The organism is Cellulophaga sp. RHA_52 (assembly GCF_007827205.1).
Lineage (GTDB): Bacteria > Bacteroidota > Bacteroidia > Flavobacteriales > Flavobacteriaceae > Cellulophaga > Cellulophaga lytica.
In genome coordinates this window covers 2,255,677-2,270,655 of sequence record NZ_VIRZ01000001.1, presented here as the reverse complement: position 1 = coordinate 2,270,655, position 14,979 = coordinate 2,255,677, and the positions used below count along the sequence as shown (strand labels likewise).

The following is a 14,979-nucleotide window of genomic DNA, read 5'->3' as shown; positions in this document are numbered from 1 at the left end:
AAACGCATAAATCATAAATTATGAAAAAATTACTTCTAAGTATTGTTTTTGTCCTTCTTGCCCTGCAGAACATTTCTGCTCAGCAAGATGCACAATACACTCAATATATGTATAACACCATTGCCATTAACCCTGCTTATGCTGGTTCTAGAGGTGTATTTAGTATTGCTGCTTTGCACAGATCTCAATGGGTAGGCCTAGATGGTGCCCCTACAACACAAACGCTTAACTTTAACACTCCTGTTTCTAGAAGAGTGGGGCTTGGACTTTCTGTAGTCCACGATGAAATTGGTAACGGAACAAATCAAGATACCTATATAGATGCTGCTTTTTCTTATACAGTTCCTACTAGTGAACAAGGAAAACTATCCTTTGGACTTAAAGCTGGAGGACATTTTTTAAATCTAGATTTTTCTAAACTGGCCAATTACAGACAAGAGTCTACTCCGGCAGGATATGATGATATCGAGAAAAAATTCTCCCCTAACTTTGGCGCCGGTATCTATTACCATACTGATAAATTCTACGCTGGTTTTTCTGTCCCTAACTTTTTAGAAACAAAACACTTTGATGATTCTCAAGGACAAAACAGTTCTTTTCTTGCCGTAGAACGTATGAACTTGTATTTAATTACAGGCTATGTTTTTGAACTTAACAGAGATTTAAAACTTAAACCTGCCGCACTTATTAAAGCTGTTAAAGGTGCTCCTATACAAGCCGATTTGTCAGCTACTTTTTTACTTAGAGATAAATTTAGCTTTGGTGCCGCATACCGTTGGGATGCTGCTCTTAGTGCTCTTGTTGGGTTTCAGCTTAGTGACCAATTAATGCTTGGTTTAGCCTATGATAAAGAAACTACTGATCTTGGAAATACCTCGTTTAATGATGGTTCTTTTGAGGTTTTTTTAAGGTACGAGCTAAGATCAAGATACAAAAAAGTAATTACGCCTAGATTCTTCTAAAAAACAAAACAAATGAAATTTAAATACATAACACTTGCCTTTTTGTTTTGTTGTGCTTTTACAAACGCACAAACCAAAAAAGAGAAAAAGGCCGATGATAAGTTTGAAAGTTACCAATACGCTGAAGCTATTGATGTTTATGAAAGACTTATTGACTTAGGATATACATCTGAAACTATTTATAGAAAATTAGCAAACTCTAACTACCTTAATGCTAGGTATGAAAATGCCGCTAAATGGTATGAGATGTTGGTTAACCTAGAAGGTGCTAACGTTGACCCTGAAGAGGTCTATAAATACGCATTATCACTAAAGTCTATTGGAGAATATGAAAAATCTGATACTTGGATGCGTAAGTTTGATGATATAAAACAGTACGACTCTAGAGCGTCTTTATTTGAAAATAATACAGACTACCTAAAAGTAATTGAAAAAAACTCGGGACGGTACAATATTAAAAACTTAGAAATAAATTCTAGTGTATCTGAATTCTCTCCTGCTTATTACAATGACAAACTTGTTTTCTCTTCTGCTAGAGATACAGGAACTGTGCGTAGAACTATTCACGAGTGGAATAACCAGCCATTTTTAAACCTATATGCTGCTCAGTTTAATGAAGAAGGCAAACCTATTAACGCTGGAAAACTAGACCGTAAACTAAATAAAAAAACACATGAATCTTCTGCTATTTTTACTAAAGATGGCAATACCATGTATTTTACCAGAAATAATTCTGATAACGGGAGATTTGCACGTGATAAAGATGGGGTTAGTAGACTTAAATTATATAGAGCTACTAAGGTAAATGATGAGTGGAAAAAAATTACAGAATTGCCTTTTAATGGTGATGATTTTTCTGTAGCACACCCTGCCCTATCGCCTGATGAAACTAAACTATACTTTGCATCTGATATGCCTGGCACTAGAGGAATGTCTGATTTGTTTGTGGTAGATATTATTGCTGATGGTACTTTTTCTGCTCCTCGTAATCTTGGCAATAAAATTAACACAGAATCTAGAGAAACATTTCCTTTTGTTTCTAAAAACAACATCTTGTATTTTGCCTCTGATGGGCATCCCGGTTTAGGCGGTTTAGATATTTTTGCAACGCAAATTACCAACAATTTTAATGATTCTTATATTCTAAACATAGGTAAACCAGTAAACAGTAAACAAGATGATTTCTCTTTAATTTTTGATGAAGACACTCAAAAAGGATTCTTTGCCTCTAACCGTGATGGTGGTAAAGGGTATGATGATATTTATAGCTTTATACAAACCAAAGAGCTAAATCTTAATTGCTACAATACCATTAATGGTACTGCTGTTAATCTTAAAACGGGGGCTAGTATTGCTGATGCTGCGATCCAAGTAAAAGACAAAGAGAATACCTTGGTTTTTGAAACTAAAACAGACACCAAAGGAAACTTTACACTAAATGATATTTGTTGGGATGATACCTATACCCTACTCGGAGAAAAAATAGAGTTTGAGCAAGGTACTACCTCCTTTACTATGGAACGCAATAAAGAATTAAAACCTGTTATTGTAAAATTAAATCCTATTAAAAGAGCTGCGCCTATTGGTACTGACTTAACAAAGTACTTAAAACTAGATCCTATTTATTTTGACCTTGATAAATCATTTATTAGAATTGACGGACAAATTACTATGCAACAAGTGTTTGCATACCTTAAAGAATACCCAGAGGTGGTTATTGAGGTTCGTTCACATACAGATGCCAGAGCTACTAATGAGTATAACTTAGCCCTATCTAACAGAAGAGCTAAAGAAACTGTAAAATACCTACTAGATAATGGTATTGCGCCTGAGCGTGTTTCTGGTAAAGGATTTGGTGAGTCAGAGCTTACAAACAATTGTGACTCTAACAGCAAATGCTCTGAAGAAGAACACCAAAAAAACAGAAGATCTGAGTTTATTGTAGTACAAAACTAAACAATAAAACATCCTATAAAAACAAAAAAGAGGAAGCTTTAGCTTCCTCTTTTTTGTTACATAAATAATAAACTATTTACTTATTTTCTATCCCTTTAAAAATAAAGTCTGTTAACTGCTTCTCTATCTCTATTGGGTTTACTTTAATATCATCATTGGTAATCATACTAAACAACCAACGCATAGAGGAAAAGAACATAAAAGTTGCAAATTCACCATCCATTTCCCTTAATTGCCCCTCTTTTATTCCTTCTTCTATAATTTTACGAACAGTGTACATATAACCACTTCTCTTCTCTTTAAACTCTTCTAATTTCTCTCCTTTTAAATTACGCCATTCATATACAAAAAGAGCCACCTCATAAGGTTTATTTATTGCATATTGTGCGTGCTTAGAAATTACAAATTTTAATTTTTCTACCGGAGAGTATGAAGACTCTACAATATTGTTTAAATAAGCTATAGATTCATCTAACGTAGCAAAAATATAATTCTCTAATAATGCCTCTTTAGAATCTATATAGTTATAAACATTTGCTACTTCAAAATTCAACTCGTGTGCAATATCTCGCATTGTTGTGGCCTTAAAGCCTTTTTCACTTATTAACTTAAGTGTCTTTTCAAAAAATAATTCTTTTTTGGTTAATTTTTTCATAGTAAATAGGTTGTTAATATGGGGGATAATTATTTTGTAACAATAATTACAATATTATATCATAGGTCAAATATATGAACAAACGTTAACTATACAAGTTTAGTTGTGTTAAAAAAAAGCTTTTAAAAATCATTTTTATTATTATAATAAATACAGTGAATAACCTAATAGTGAATAAAAATTAATAATGAATATATTTACTAATACCTGTAAATAGATGATTTTATTAGTTATTTAAACTTTATTTAAAACCAAAAGAGGCGTATTTTTGCAGTACATTATAGACTTCCAAAAAAATGCAAAAAACATTTATAAAAACAGCTAAATTATCTTTAATACTAGTTTACTTAGTTATTATTGCTGGTGCAGTAGTTAGAATGACAGGTAGTGGAATGGGATGTCCAGATTGGCCAAAATGCTTTGGACAATATATACCACCAACCAATATTACAGAACTGCAATGGCAACCTTTTTCTTTCTTTAAAAAAGGAGAAGTAATTATAGTAGATAAAACATTGCAAATTGCTGCTAAAGACTTTACCTCTACTGCACAATTTAATACTGCAAATTGGGAAACTTACACTAAACATGATTATGCAACCTTTAATGCTACACATACTTGGATAGAGTATATTAATAGACTTTTTGGTGCTTTAGCAGGCTTAGCAACACTAGTTTTAGCTATTTTATCATTAAAATACTGGAAAACAAGAAAAACAGTTACCATACTTTCTTGGGCAATAGTATTTGCTATGGTTTTTCAGGCTTGGTTGGGTGCCACAGTAGTCTATTCTGTTTTAAACCCTGTAAAAATTACGGTACATATGGTAATGGCTTTAGCAATTGTTGCCATGTTATTGTATTTAATATATTCCGTAAAAGAAACATCAATTGTAATAGCCAAAGACAAAAAAACAAAACAGCTAATTATTGTTGCCCTGGTATTAACTTTACTACAAATAGTTTTAGGCACACAAGTTAGGCAAATGGTAGATGACCAAGCAGATATTGTTGGCGAAACAGCAAAACACCTGTGGTTAAAAAATGTTACAGTTACTTTTTATATACATAGGTCATTTTCTATTCTTGTTCTCTTATTAAACGCATATTTATTTTTTAGAATACAAAAATTAAAATTAGGATTAACTAAAATAAAATGGGTTCTAACACTGTTATTGTTAGAGATTGTTACTGGTGTAGCAATGAATTATGTTCATTTTCCGTTTGGTAGCCAAACACTTCACCTGGTTTTAGCTTCTCTACTGTTTGGAGTTCAATATTATATGGTATTAGAACTAGTAAATACAACTAAAAGAGATAAAACTTTGTAACTTTGCAACCCGCAAAATTTAAAAAATGATTTATAAAATTAGAATTATCTTAGATGCTAAAGATGATGTGTTCCGAGATTTAGAAATTGAAGACAGCAACACACTAGAAGATTTACACAATGCCATTACACAGGCTTTTGGTTTTTTAGGAAGCGAAATGGCATCTTTTTATACTTGTGATGAAGATTGGAACCAAGATGAAGAAATTGCTCTTTTTGATATGAGTGAAAATGGTTCTGATGTTAAATTGATGAATGAAATATTTTTAGAAGATATACTTACTGAAAAAAAACCTAAACTTATTTATGTTTACGACTTTTTTAGTATGTGGACTTTCTTTGTAGAACTAGCAGATATTGTTGATAATGAAGACGGTGTTACCTATCCAAATGTGCTATTTAGTTTTGGAGAACTACCTGATAGTCCGCCTGAAAAAAACTTTGAATCTGATAACCCAGAAGGTGAAAATTTTGATGACAATTACACAGATGATTTAGGTAGTTATGAAGATTTAGATTTTGATGAAAATTGGAACTAATTTTAAATACAAATAACATACTTTTACAAATACTAATTATAAAACTAGATACCATTGATAAATTTATATTCTACTCAAATAGAAAGTATTTCTATACACCGTGTTGGTAATAAAAATAAAGGCGAAGGTGCATTTTTATCTAACCAACCGTTTACTTTAAATGATGAAACTACTGGTCTTTTAAAAGAGTACTTTTTTAAACCATTTAGAGAAAAAGAAGAAAACTATTTTAAATTTACAAATGAAGTAGATGTAGAGTTTAATGAAATATACAAGCTGGCAGCAGAAATTTTTGATGCTCCAGAAAGTTGTCATGCGGTTTCTAAAAAAGTTGCTACTCATCTTTTTGAACAGTCTAACCACCCACATATAAAAAGCGGAGAGTTATACGTAACACACCTAACAGATGTGTTATTAGACAATAAGAAAATAGATGCTATTGGTATTTTTAAAAGCGAGCTTAAGCACGATTTTCTTCAGTTAATAGAAAATGGTGAAAATATAGATATTAATATATTACAAGGTATAAATATTAATAAATTAGATAAGGGTTGCCTTATTTTTAACTCTCATAAAGAGGAAGGTTACAAAGTTTTATCTGTAGATAGTAACCGTTATGACACCAAATATTGGTTAGAAAACTTTTTAGGTGTAGATGCTTTAGCAGATGAAACATTTTACACTAAAAACTATTTAAAATTTTGTCAAAACTTTGCTAAAGATGTTGTTTTACCTGCAGAAGATAAACAACAAGAGGTATTGTTTATGAATAAGGCTGTTAACCACTTTGCTAAGAATGATAACTTTGAAGAAACAGAGTTTTTAAATGAGGTAATGGAAAACCCTGAGTTAATACCAGAGTTTAAGCACTATAAAGTAGAAAAGGGGCCTAAATTTAGTGTAGAAGACGTATCAAACTTTAATATTGCAAACAAAGCAGTTTCTGATGTTCGTAAAAAAATTAAAAATGTTATTAATTTAGATACTAACATTCAAATAAAAATGGACTTTATTAACCCAGAATCTGCAGAGAAATTTGTAGAAAAAGGTTGGGATGAAGAACGCCAAATGTACTACTACCTGGTATATTTTAATAAAGAAGAAAAAAACTAAAAACCACTAATAGCGTAGTTTTTAGCTTACCATAACATTACTAATAATGGAGTATAAGATTAATCTATTTTAATCCTATTCTCCATTATTTGTTTCATACTTACATCTTCATAATTACGCTTAACAAAATCCAGAGCTAAATCTAAAACCCTTCCCATTTTACGACATTTTTTAAACTGCATATCTAGGGTTAATTCATAAATTTCTTTTCTTAAAAGTTTTATATTTTCTGGAGTAGAAATTGTATCTTTTTTACAAATACTTCTAAGTTTTTTAATTCTATTTCCAGAACTTTTAATTCGTTTTGCTACTATAGATCGTTCTTCTAACTTGTATTGGTCTACAGAGCTTACTAAAAGTTTTTTTCGCACCAATTCTACCATCTGAAAGTTTTCTTTAAAAAACTGTGGTCTATATACTTTTAATTTTCCTTCAAAACATTGCTGGTCAAAATCTATTGCTCTTATTCTGTAAACAACATGGTCAAAATCATGCACAGGAACAATTACGTAGTTGTAAGATCTCATATCTCCCAACAACCTAATCATACAACGTTCATTAAACTTTACAAATTCTTTAGCTAGTTGTGCTTTTTCTGACTCTGTACATTTTGGTAGCATATCTTTTATAAAAACATCTCCTGGAATACCAGATATGTGTTCTTCTATTAAGGTGTCCTTGTATACTAAAAAGTTTAAATTGTATGGAGAAAGCATGTGCTCCAATTCTAAGCCGTAAATTCTAGATGCATCAGTCTTCTTAATATAAAAATATGTGAAATTATCATTTAAAATATTACGCACTTTTATTCTAAAAGGCTTAGAGTTTCCAAAAGTGCAAAAATCTACAGCATCAATATTTAAGTACTGAATTATGTTATCTCCACCATCAGAAAGTAAAATAGAATACACCTTTTTTAAGCTCAAATCTATTTCTGCCCTATCAAACTCAGAGTAATATACACGTACCCATAAAGTATCGTTATCATCTGAATCATAAACAACTACAGAACCAGCAAAACGCAACAAATCTTCGTAGAAGATAGGTATTTTCATTTTTCTATTATAGTGTTCTAAATAGGCGTCTAAATGACTACTTACCGGGTAAGCAGGTTTTTTTTTAGACATTAATTTTTCATCTGACATGTACTTTTCGTTTTTAATAAAAATAGGAAATAAGTTGAGATAAAAAAGAAATAATTAGCATTTATTAACTATCAATATTAACATATTACAACAACTAGTAGCATATATACAACATATATTTAGAAATTAGGAATACAATAGCTTTATTTGTTTTACTTACAATATAGATAATGAATTATATTAAATCCTTTAAAAGACTAAGCGTACTATTATTTTTAACATTTAACTATTTTGGTTTCGCTCAATTAAGTGATTTACACTATTTACCACCTTTAAAACAAGGAGGAAATAACCAAGCTGTAAGGGAACAGGCTGTGTATTTATCTACTCCAGAAACTGCTGCCTTTACGGTAAACGTTTACCAAGGTACAATTGCTGCGCCCATAGCTACTTTAACCCTTTCTAATGGCGCTCCTGTAACATACAACTTAACAAATGGAGATAATAACATTACGTTAGTAAAAAATGCAAATACAGGTATTGTATTAACTCAAAGTGGTTTACGTTTTGAATCTCCTGGAGGAGAAAAATTTTATGTAAATTATAGAGGTAGTTCTAACTCTCAATCTACTTCGCTTACAAGTAAAGGTAGGCAAGCAATGGGACAAATTTTTAAATGGGGAGGTATACCCAATAGAGGAAACCATAATAGTTTAACAAGTACATTAGGTATTATGGCTACTGAAGATAACACAGTAATAACCTTGTCTGGCTATGACCCTAACAGTGAATTTAGGTTAGGAAATAATGCCGGAGGCATTACAGATGATACGTACCAAATAACTTTAAACGCAAATGAATCTTTTGTTTTTGAAGCATACACTAAACAAACTACTGCAAATGTTGATGGTTGGTTAGGTGCTACCTTACAATCTACCAAAGATATTGTTATAAGTAACGGTGGACTTAACATTGGTGTTAGAAACAATAATTCTAGTAGAGATGCTGCAATAGACCAGCCTGTACCCCAAAATAAAATAGGAAAAGAATATGTTTTTATTCGTGGTAATGGTAATAACGAAACAGAAAAACCAATAATTATTGGTACACAAAATAGTACTGATATATTTGTTAATGGATCTGCAACACCTATTGCTACTATAAACAACGGAGATTATTTTGAAATTCCAGATAGCTATTATTCTAGTAATGCAGCTGGTGGCAATATGTTTGTAACAACTTCTAAAGATGCATATGCTTATCAATCTTTAGCTGGTGGTACCTCTATAGTTACAGTAGGTTTAAACTTTGTTGCTCCAGTAAACTGTTTGCTTCCAGATAGTCTAGATAATATTCCAGATATAAAAGATGCCGCTGGTATTACTATGAATGGTGGTGTTACAATAATTGCTTCTACCTCTACTCCAGACGGTAATATTACTGTAACAGATGGTAATGGAAATGTTACCTTACCTGCTGCCACAACTGTTACCGGATCTGCAGATTGGAAAACCTTTTATGTTCCTAACTTAACAGGTAATGTTTCTGTACAATCTACAGGACCTATTGCCGTAGGTTTTTTAGGTTTTAATGGTGCAAGAGGTATTGCAGGCTATTTTTCTGGTTTTGATACTGTCCCAGAAGTAGACTTACAAGTAACTGGTGGTGGCTGTTTACCTGGTTCTATAATACAAGTTGTTGATGCAAATTTTGATGCATATCAATGGTTTCAAAACGGAACAGCTGTGCCTGGTGCAATATTCTCTAGCTACACACCTAATGAAGCAGGAGATTATTTTGTTAGGGTAACCAAAGGTGGTTGTACCTATGACTCTCAGCCAATAGCTGCTTATTACTGTTTACCAGATATTGTTGTAAAAAAAACAGCCAATGTAAGTTCTGTTTTAGAAGGTGATGTTTTTGAGTTTAAAGTAACAGTAGAAAGTCTTGGTATTAATGATGTTACCAACTTAAAAATCACAGATGTTATTCCCGCTGGTTTAACATTACTATCCGCTAGTCCTAGCGTAGGAAGTTGGTCTGCTCCAGAATGGACAATAGGAACTATTAGTCAAGGAGAATTGGTATCTATTATTTTAGAAGTTAGGGCAGATGAATTACCTTTTAATTCTAGTACAACATCTTACACCAATACAGTTACCAACTCCCAAGACCAAGTAGATAGTAATACTACTAGTGATGATATGTCTGAAACAATTAACATTACTAATAATGAAGTTACTGTTACAAAAGTTGCTTTACCTGCACCAGACGGATCGTATGATTCTTTAAACGAGCAAATTACGTATTTACTAATTGTAACCAATAATGGACCAAACACCCTAACTAATGTAACTATATCAGACCCTATTGCAGATTCTGGTAGTATTAGTCCGGCATCTGTTGCTACATTAGCCCCATCTGCATCTGCAAGGTTTACATTAACACATAGTATAAATAATTCAGAGCTAATGGCTTTAATGGTAACAAATAGTGCTACAGCTCAAGCAGAATTACCAAATGGTTTTAGTATTTCAGATACCTCTGATGACCCAAGTGATAGTACTAATTTTGATGCTAATAGTGATGGTGAACCAGATGATGTTACTATTGTAATTTTAGGAAGACCTAAAACAGTAATCACAAACAGAAAAATTACCCACAGAGTAAAGCTAAACTAAATTTTACAAACCTTTTTTGTAAGACTTTGTAACAAATTCTATAGTAGTTCGTCATATGACCATAACAATCATAAAACCAACTACTTTTGAAAACAATTCTTAAAGTTCAAAATCTAACAAAAAAATACGGGTATTTAACCGCTGTAAAAGACTTATCTTTTACTATTGAAAAAGGCAATGTCTATGGCATATTAGGTCCAAACGGAAGTGGCAAATCTACTACTCTTGGTATTGTACTTAATGTAGTAAATAAAACATCTGGAGATTTTAGTTGGTTTGATGGGAATACAAATACACACCAAGCATTAAAAAAAGTTGGAGCCATTATAGAAAGGCCTAACTTTTACCCATATATGACGGCTGTACAAAACTTAAAGCTAGTTTGTAAAATTAAAGAAGTAGATGAGTCTAAAATTGAAGAAAAACTAGAGTTAGTTGGACTTTTAGATCGTAAAAACAGTAAGTTTAAAACCTATTCTTTAGGTATGAAACAACGCTTAGCTATAGCCTCTGCCCTACTTAATGATCCTGAAATACTTATTTTAGATGAGCCAACAAATGGTTTAGACCCCCAAGGAATTCACCAGATTAGGGAAATTATAAAGGTTATTGCTGCTCAAGGCACCACCATATTACTAGCTTCTCACTTATTAGATGAAGTAGAAAAAGTGTGTAGCCACGTAGTAATTTTAAGAAAAGGAGAAAAATTATATTCTGGCAGGGTTGATGAAATGATTGTTAGTTATGGCTTTTTTGAGTTAAAAGCAGAGGACAATGAAGCACTTTTATCATTTTTAAAACTAAATCCTAATTTTAGTAATGTTAGAGAAGAAAATGGTTTAATTATAGCAGATTTAAAAGCTGAAATGAATGCTTCAGAATTAAATAAAGAGCTGCATAATAATGGTATAATTTTATCTCATTTAGTAAAACGTAAAGAAAGCTTAGAAGAGCAATTCTTAGAGCTTACAAAAAACCAATCTAACTAATTACAACAATCAAAAAAAACTTAAAAATATGTTACGTTTACTACAAATAGAATTTATAAAACTATGGAACAACAGAGCTAGTAAAATTCTTATACTATCTTATTTTATTTTAATGATACTCATTGCTGGTATTTCTATGATAAAAGTAGATTTTGGCCCTTTAAAATTTCACATAGCAGATGTTGGTATTTTTAATTTCCCATACATTTGGCATTTTAACACCTTTATGGCTGCTTTTCTTAAGGTATTTTTAGCTATTGTTATAGTTTCTATGATAGCTAATGAGTACAGTAATAAGACTATAAAACAAAACCTAATAGACGGCTTATCTAAAAAGGAATTGATACTTTCTAAATTTTTAACAATAGGAGTATTTTCTTTAGCCTCTACAATATTTATATTTTTAATATCCTTGCTATTAGGATTAATATATTCTGATTTTAATGAGTTTTCTATTATATTTTCTGATTTAGAGTACTTAGCCGCCTACTTTATAAAGCTTATTGGGTTTTTCTCTTTTTGCTTTTTTGTAGGTATTTTGGTAAAACGCTCTGCTTTTGCTCTAGGCTTTTTATTTATATGGTTTATTGGAGCAGAAATTATCCCTTACACTTATTTAGCTTCTAAATATTCTAAAGAATTAGCAGATAATGTAACTAGTTTTTTCCCTTTTGGATCTATGTGGAGTACAATAACTGAACCTTTTAGCAGGTTAAATGTTATAAAATCTGCCGCAAAGCAAGTTGGTGAGGACATCTCTAGAGATTATAGTGTGCAACCTTTACAATTACTAATTGTGTTATGTTGGACCGCTATTTTTATATATTTATCATATGCTTTGTTAAAAAAACGAGATTTATAAGTATATTTAAGCGTTTTAGAGAACGCTTTTATGAAATCAACCACAAAACTACTCCTTGCAATAGCTATGCTATTGCCCCTACTCTCTTTTGGTCAAACTCAGGCTTCTAATTGGTATTTTGGAGAAGGTGCTGGCTTACGCTTTAATAATGATGGTAGTGTTACTGCCGTTACAGATGGTAAATTAAATACAACAGAAGGTTGCGCAACAATATCTGATGATACTGGGAACTTATTATTTTATACTGATGGCATACGTGTTTTTACAAAAGACCATACAATAATGCAGAATGGTACGGGCTTGTATGGTGATCCTTCTAGCTCGCAATCTGCATTGATTGTTCCCAACCAAAAAGACACTAATATTTTTTACATTTTTACTGTAGATACTAGTGTTTTTGAAGCAGACCCTGATTATGGCCTTAATTACTCTACTGTAGATATGTCTTTAGATGGAGGAAAAGGTGCGGTAACCTCTAAAAACGTTAGACTGTTAGATTACTGTTCTGAGAAAATTACAGCAGTTCTTAAAGATTGTTTTGATAAGTCTGTTTGGGTTATTACCTATGCAACTAATGATGGTAGTGAAGGTATTTTTGATACTTTTCACGCCTTTGAAGTTAATGATACTGGCGTGGTAACCACATCTGTAAAATCTAAAGTAAGTAGTTTAATTTCTGATAAAAGAGGTTACTTAAAACTATCTTCAGATGGTACTAAAATGGCATCGGCTAACGTTAGCCAGGGATTATATTTATATGATTTTGATGCTGACACTGGTGTACTTACAAATGAACAACGCATAAACATTAATGCTCCAAATAAAGATCCATACGGTCTAGAGTTTTCGCCTAACAACGAGTTGCTTTACGTACACACCTACAATGCTCAACAAGGATTAACCACAGAAACATCTAACCTTTTACAATACAATTTAATGGCTCCTAGTATTTCTGCTAGTGAAGTTGTTTTAGATGACAGAGATATTTACCGTGGCGCATTACAGTTAGGTGAAAATGGTAAAATATACAGAACCATTGCTACTAATTATGACCAAGGCACACAGTATTTAGGTGTTATTAATAACCCTAACCAAATTGGCACAGCAGCTGGTTACCAACATAACGCCGTTAATTTACAAGGTAAATTAGCAACACAAGGCTTGCCACCTTTTATACAGTCTTTTTTTGCTAAAGAAGATTTGGTTAAAAATACAGACGGTAGTACCAGTCCGTCTTTAACTATTTGTGAGGCAGATAACTTTACACTAGAAGTAGACAATCTTCCTGGAGCAACTTACACTTGGTCTTTAAATGGAGTTCCAATAACAAATAATAGTAATGTATTAAATGTTACTAATGCTACATTAGCAGATGCAGGAAAATATGCATTAGAAGTGACTCCTGCAGACCCAGCTGAATGTCCCATAATTGGTGAAGCACAAGTAAATATAAATCCGTTACCTATTGCTATAAATACCACTTTAACACAGTGCGATTTAGACAGTGATTCTACAGATGGTTTTGCTAGCTTTAATTTAGAGCAAGCTAGTTTTGATATCTCTAACGGTATTGCAGAGAATACGGTTAACTTTTATGCTTCTGTTGCAGACAGAGATGCCAATTTACCTATAACAAACCCTGTTGGTTTTACAAACACAAACTTTAAAAGCCAAACAATTTATACTAGTGTTACTAATGAAAATGACTGTGTTGTGTATGCAGAACTTTATTTAGAGGTACAACCCACCACTAGCAGCTTACCAACTAAATTACCTTATTATGCTTGTGATATTAATCCTTTAGATACAGAGGTTACTGGATCTTTTAATTTAGAAGATATAAAAACTTTAGACTACCCAGGCTTAGAGGTTAATTTTTATGCATCTATCACAGATGCATCTTTAGAATTAAACCCAATTTCTGGTGAAAATTACATTTCTACTAGTGCTACACTATATGCAAGATTAGAAGCTAGCAACCAATGCCAAGGTGTAGAAGAAATTACTTTAATTGTACAGCCAACACCACAAGTTATTATAAATGATGAGTATTATTTGTGCACAGATAACCCTATTTTAGAGCTTAATGCAGAACCAGGTTATGATATTTACCAATGGTTTAAAATTGAAGCTAATGGCACAGAAAATTTAATATCTAGCTCTGCTAATACTGTTATTAATACTATAGGAAACTACAGATTAGAACTTGGGTACAGTTATAATGGCGGCGCACAAAACTGTACAAACTCTAAGCAATTTGTTGTTACGCCATCTAACATTGCTACTATTACTAATGTAGAGGTTAAAGATTTAAGTAACAATAATAGCATTAGCATTATTGTTACTGGAGATGGTGATTATGAGTATGCTATTTTAGATCCCCGTGGACCTTACCAAGATAGCAACACTTTTACAAATGTGCCTGCTGGTATTTTAGAGGTATTTGTTAGAGATAAAAAAGGATGTGGAACTACAGCTCCTTATAGTGTTTCTGTAATTGGTTACCCTAAAATGTTTACTCCTAATGGAGATGCTATTAATGATACGTGGCAAATTAACGGTATAAGCACTACTTTTTTAGCTAAAAGTGATATTTATATTTTTGATAGGTATGGTGTACTTGTTGCTAAAATAGATCCTAGCTCTAATGGTTGGGATGGTGACAGCAAAGGTATTCCTGCTCCTGAGTCTGATTATTGGTTTAGAGCTAAATTAGAAAATGGCAGAGACTTTAATGGTCATTTTTCTTTAAAACGATAAGCTGCGCTAGGGATTGAAGCGGCACCACGTATTTGCCCTAAAGCAAA

At 32.1% G+C, this 14,979-nt stretch carries 11 protein-coding genes; 9 read left to right on the top strand and 2 right to left on the bottom strand.

Annotated elements, in window-relative coordinates; all coding sequences use genetic code 11:
• The first annotated feature begins 20 nt into the window (after positions 1–20).
• Together JM80_RS10055 and JM80_RS10050 are read left to right on the top strand one after the other, a co-directional pair.
• Complete coding sequence (locus JM80_RS10055) at positions 21–962, top strand: type IX secretion system membrane protein PorP/SprF (RefSeq protein WP_013619669.1); 942 nt, start codon at positions 21–23, stop codon at positions 960–962.
• A gap of 12 nt (positions 963–974) precedes the next feature.
• A complete protein-coding gene (locus JM80_RS10050; protein ID WP_144709954.1) occupies positions 975–2,918 on the top strand; it encodes an OmpA family protein in 1,944 nt (647 codons plus the stop codon).
• Between the two features lie 76 nt (positions 2,919–2,994).
• On the opposite strand, the gene JM80_RS10045 is transcribed toward JM80_RS10050, so the two are convergent.
• Positions 2,995–3,573: a TetR/AcrR family transcriptional regulator gene (locus tag JM80_RS10045; RefSeq protein WP_038504383.1), complete on the bottom strand. Its 579-nt coding sequence runs from the start codon at positions 3,571–3,573 to the stop codon at positions 2,995–2,997.
• 296 nt (positions 3,574–3,869) lie between these two features.
• On the opposite strand from JM80_RS10045, the gene JM80_RS10040 reads away from it, so the two are divergent.
• The 3 genes from JM80_RS10040 to JM80_RS10030 are packed head-to-tail and all read left to right on the top strand — an operon-like array spanning position 3,870 to position 6,555.
• Positions 3,870–4,904, top strand: a complete 1,035-nt coding sequence (locus JM80_RS10040; RefSeq protein WP_075694178.1) for a heme A synthase — start codon at positions 3,870–3,872, stop codon at positions 4,902–4,904.
• Positions 4,905–4,929: 25 nt separating this feature from the next.
• Positions 4,930–5,442, top strand: a complete 513-nt coding sequence (locus JM80_RS10035) for a plasmid pRiA4b ORF-3 family protein (RefSeq protein ID WP_144709952.1) — start codon at positions 4,930–4,932, stop codon at positions 5,440–5,442.
• 54 nt (positions 5,443–5,496) lie between these two features.
• On the top strand, positions 5,497–6,555 hold the full coding sequence (locus JM80_RS10030) for a nucleoid-associated protein (protein WP_013619674.1): 1,059 nt from the start codon (positions 5,497–5,499) through the stop codon (positions 6,553–6,555).
• 59 nt (positions 6,556–6,614) lie between these two features.
• Here JM80_RS10030 and JM80_RS10025 read toward each other — a convergent pair whose 3' ends face one another.
• Positions 6,615–7,700: a hypothetical protein gene (locus JM80_RS10025; RefSeq protein WP_013619675.1), complete on the bottom strand. Its 1,086-nt coding sequence runs from the start codon at positions 7,698–7,700 to the stop codon at positions 6,615–6,617.
• 170 nt (positions 7,701–7,870) lie between these two features.
• Here JM80_RS10025 and JM80_RS10020 point away from each other — a divergent pair, with 170 nt between their 5' ends.
• From JM80_RS10020 to JM80_RS10005, 4 genes are all read left to right on the top strand, one after another.
• Positions 7,871–10,321: a DUF11 domain-containing protein gene (locus JM80_RS10020; RefSeq protein WP_081901733.1), complete on the top strand. Its 2,451-nt coding sequence runs from the start codon at positions 7,871–7,873 to the stop codon at positions 10,319–10,321.
• Positions 10,322–10,407: 86 nt separating this feature from the next.
• Positions 10,408–11,310 (top strand): ABC transporter ATP-binding protein, encoded by a 903-nt coding sequence (locus JM80_RS10015; RefSeq protein WP_013619678.1) that lies wholly within the window; start codon positions 10,408–10,410, stop codon positions 11,308–11,310.
• Positions 11,311–11,338: 28 nt separating this feature from the next.
• Positions 11,339–12,172 (top strand): ABC transporter permease, encoded by an 834-nt coding sequence (locus JM80_RS10010; protein ID WP_144709950.1) that lies wholly within the window; start codon positions 11,339–11,341, stop codon positions 12,170–12,172.
• Positions 12,173–12,202: 30 nt separating this feature from the next.
• Positions 12,203–14,932, top strand: coding sequence for a T9SS type B sorting domain-containing protein (locus JM80_RS10005; protein WP_034644506.1), 2,730 nt, complete (start codon positions 12,203–12,205; stop codon positions 14,930–14,932).
• Positions 14,933–14,979 lie beyond the last annotated feature (47 nt).

Bases quoted from the DNA above. Each gene is read 5' to 3' on its own strand.
- JM80_RS10055 (WP_013619669.1), top strand. From the start codon at position 21: ATGAAAAAATTACTTCTAAGTATTGTTTTTGTCCTTCTTGCCCTGCAG.
- JM80_RS10050 (WP_144709954.1), top strand. From the start codon at position 975: ATGAAATTTAAATACATAACACTTGCCTTTTTGTTTTGTTGTGCTTTT.
- JM80_RS10045 (WP_038504383.1), bottom strand. From the start codon at position 3,573: ATGAAAAAATTAACCAAAAAAGAATTATTTTTTGAAAAGACACTTAAG.
- JM80_RS10040 (WP_075694178.1), top strand. From the start codon at position 3,870: ATGCAAAAAACATTTATAAAAACAGCTAAATTATCTTTAATACTAGTT.
- JM80_RS10035 (WP_144709952.1), top strand. From the start codon at position 4,930: ATGATTTATAAAATTAGAATTATCTTAGATGCTAAAGATGATGTGTTC.
- JM80_RS10025 (WP_013619675.1), bottom strand. From the start codon at position 7,700: ATGTCAGATGAAAAATTAATGTCTAAAAAAAAACCTGCTTACCCGGTA.
- JM80_RS10020 (WP_081901733.1), top strand. From the start codon at position 7,871: ATGAATTATATTAAATCCTTTAAAAGACTAAGCGTACTATTATTTTTA.
- JM80_RS10010 (WP_144709950.1), top strand. From the start codon at position 11,339: ATGTTACGTTTACTACAAATAGAATTTATAAAACTATGGAACAACAGA.
- JM80_RS10005 (WP_034644506.1), top strand. From the start codon at position 12,203: ATGAAATCAACCACAAAACTACTCCTTGCAATAGCTATGCTATTGCCC.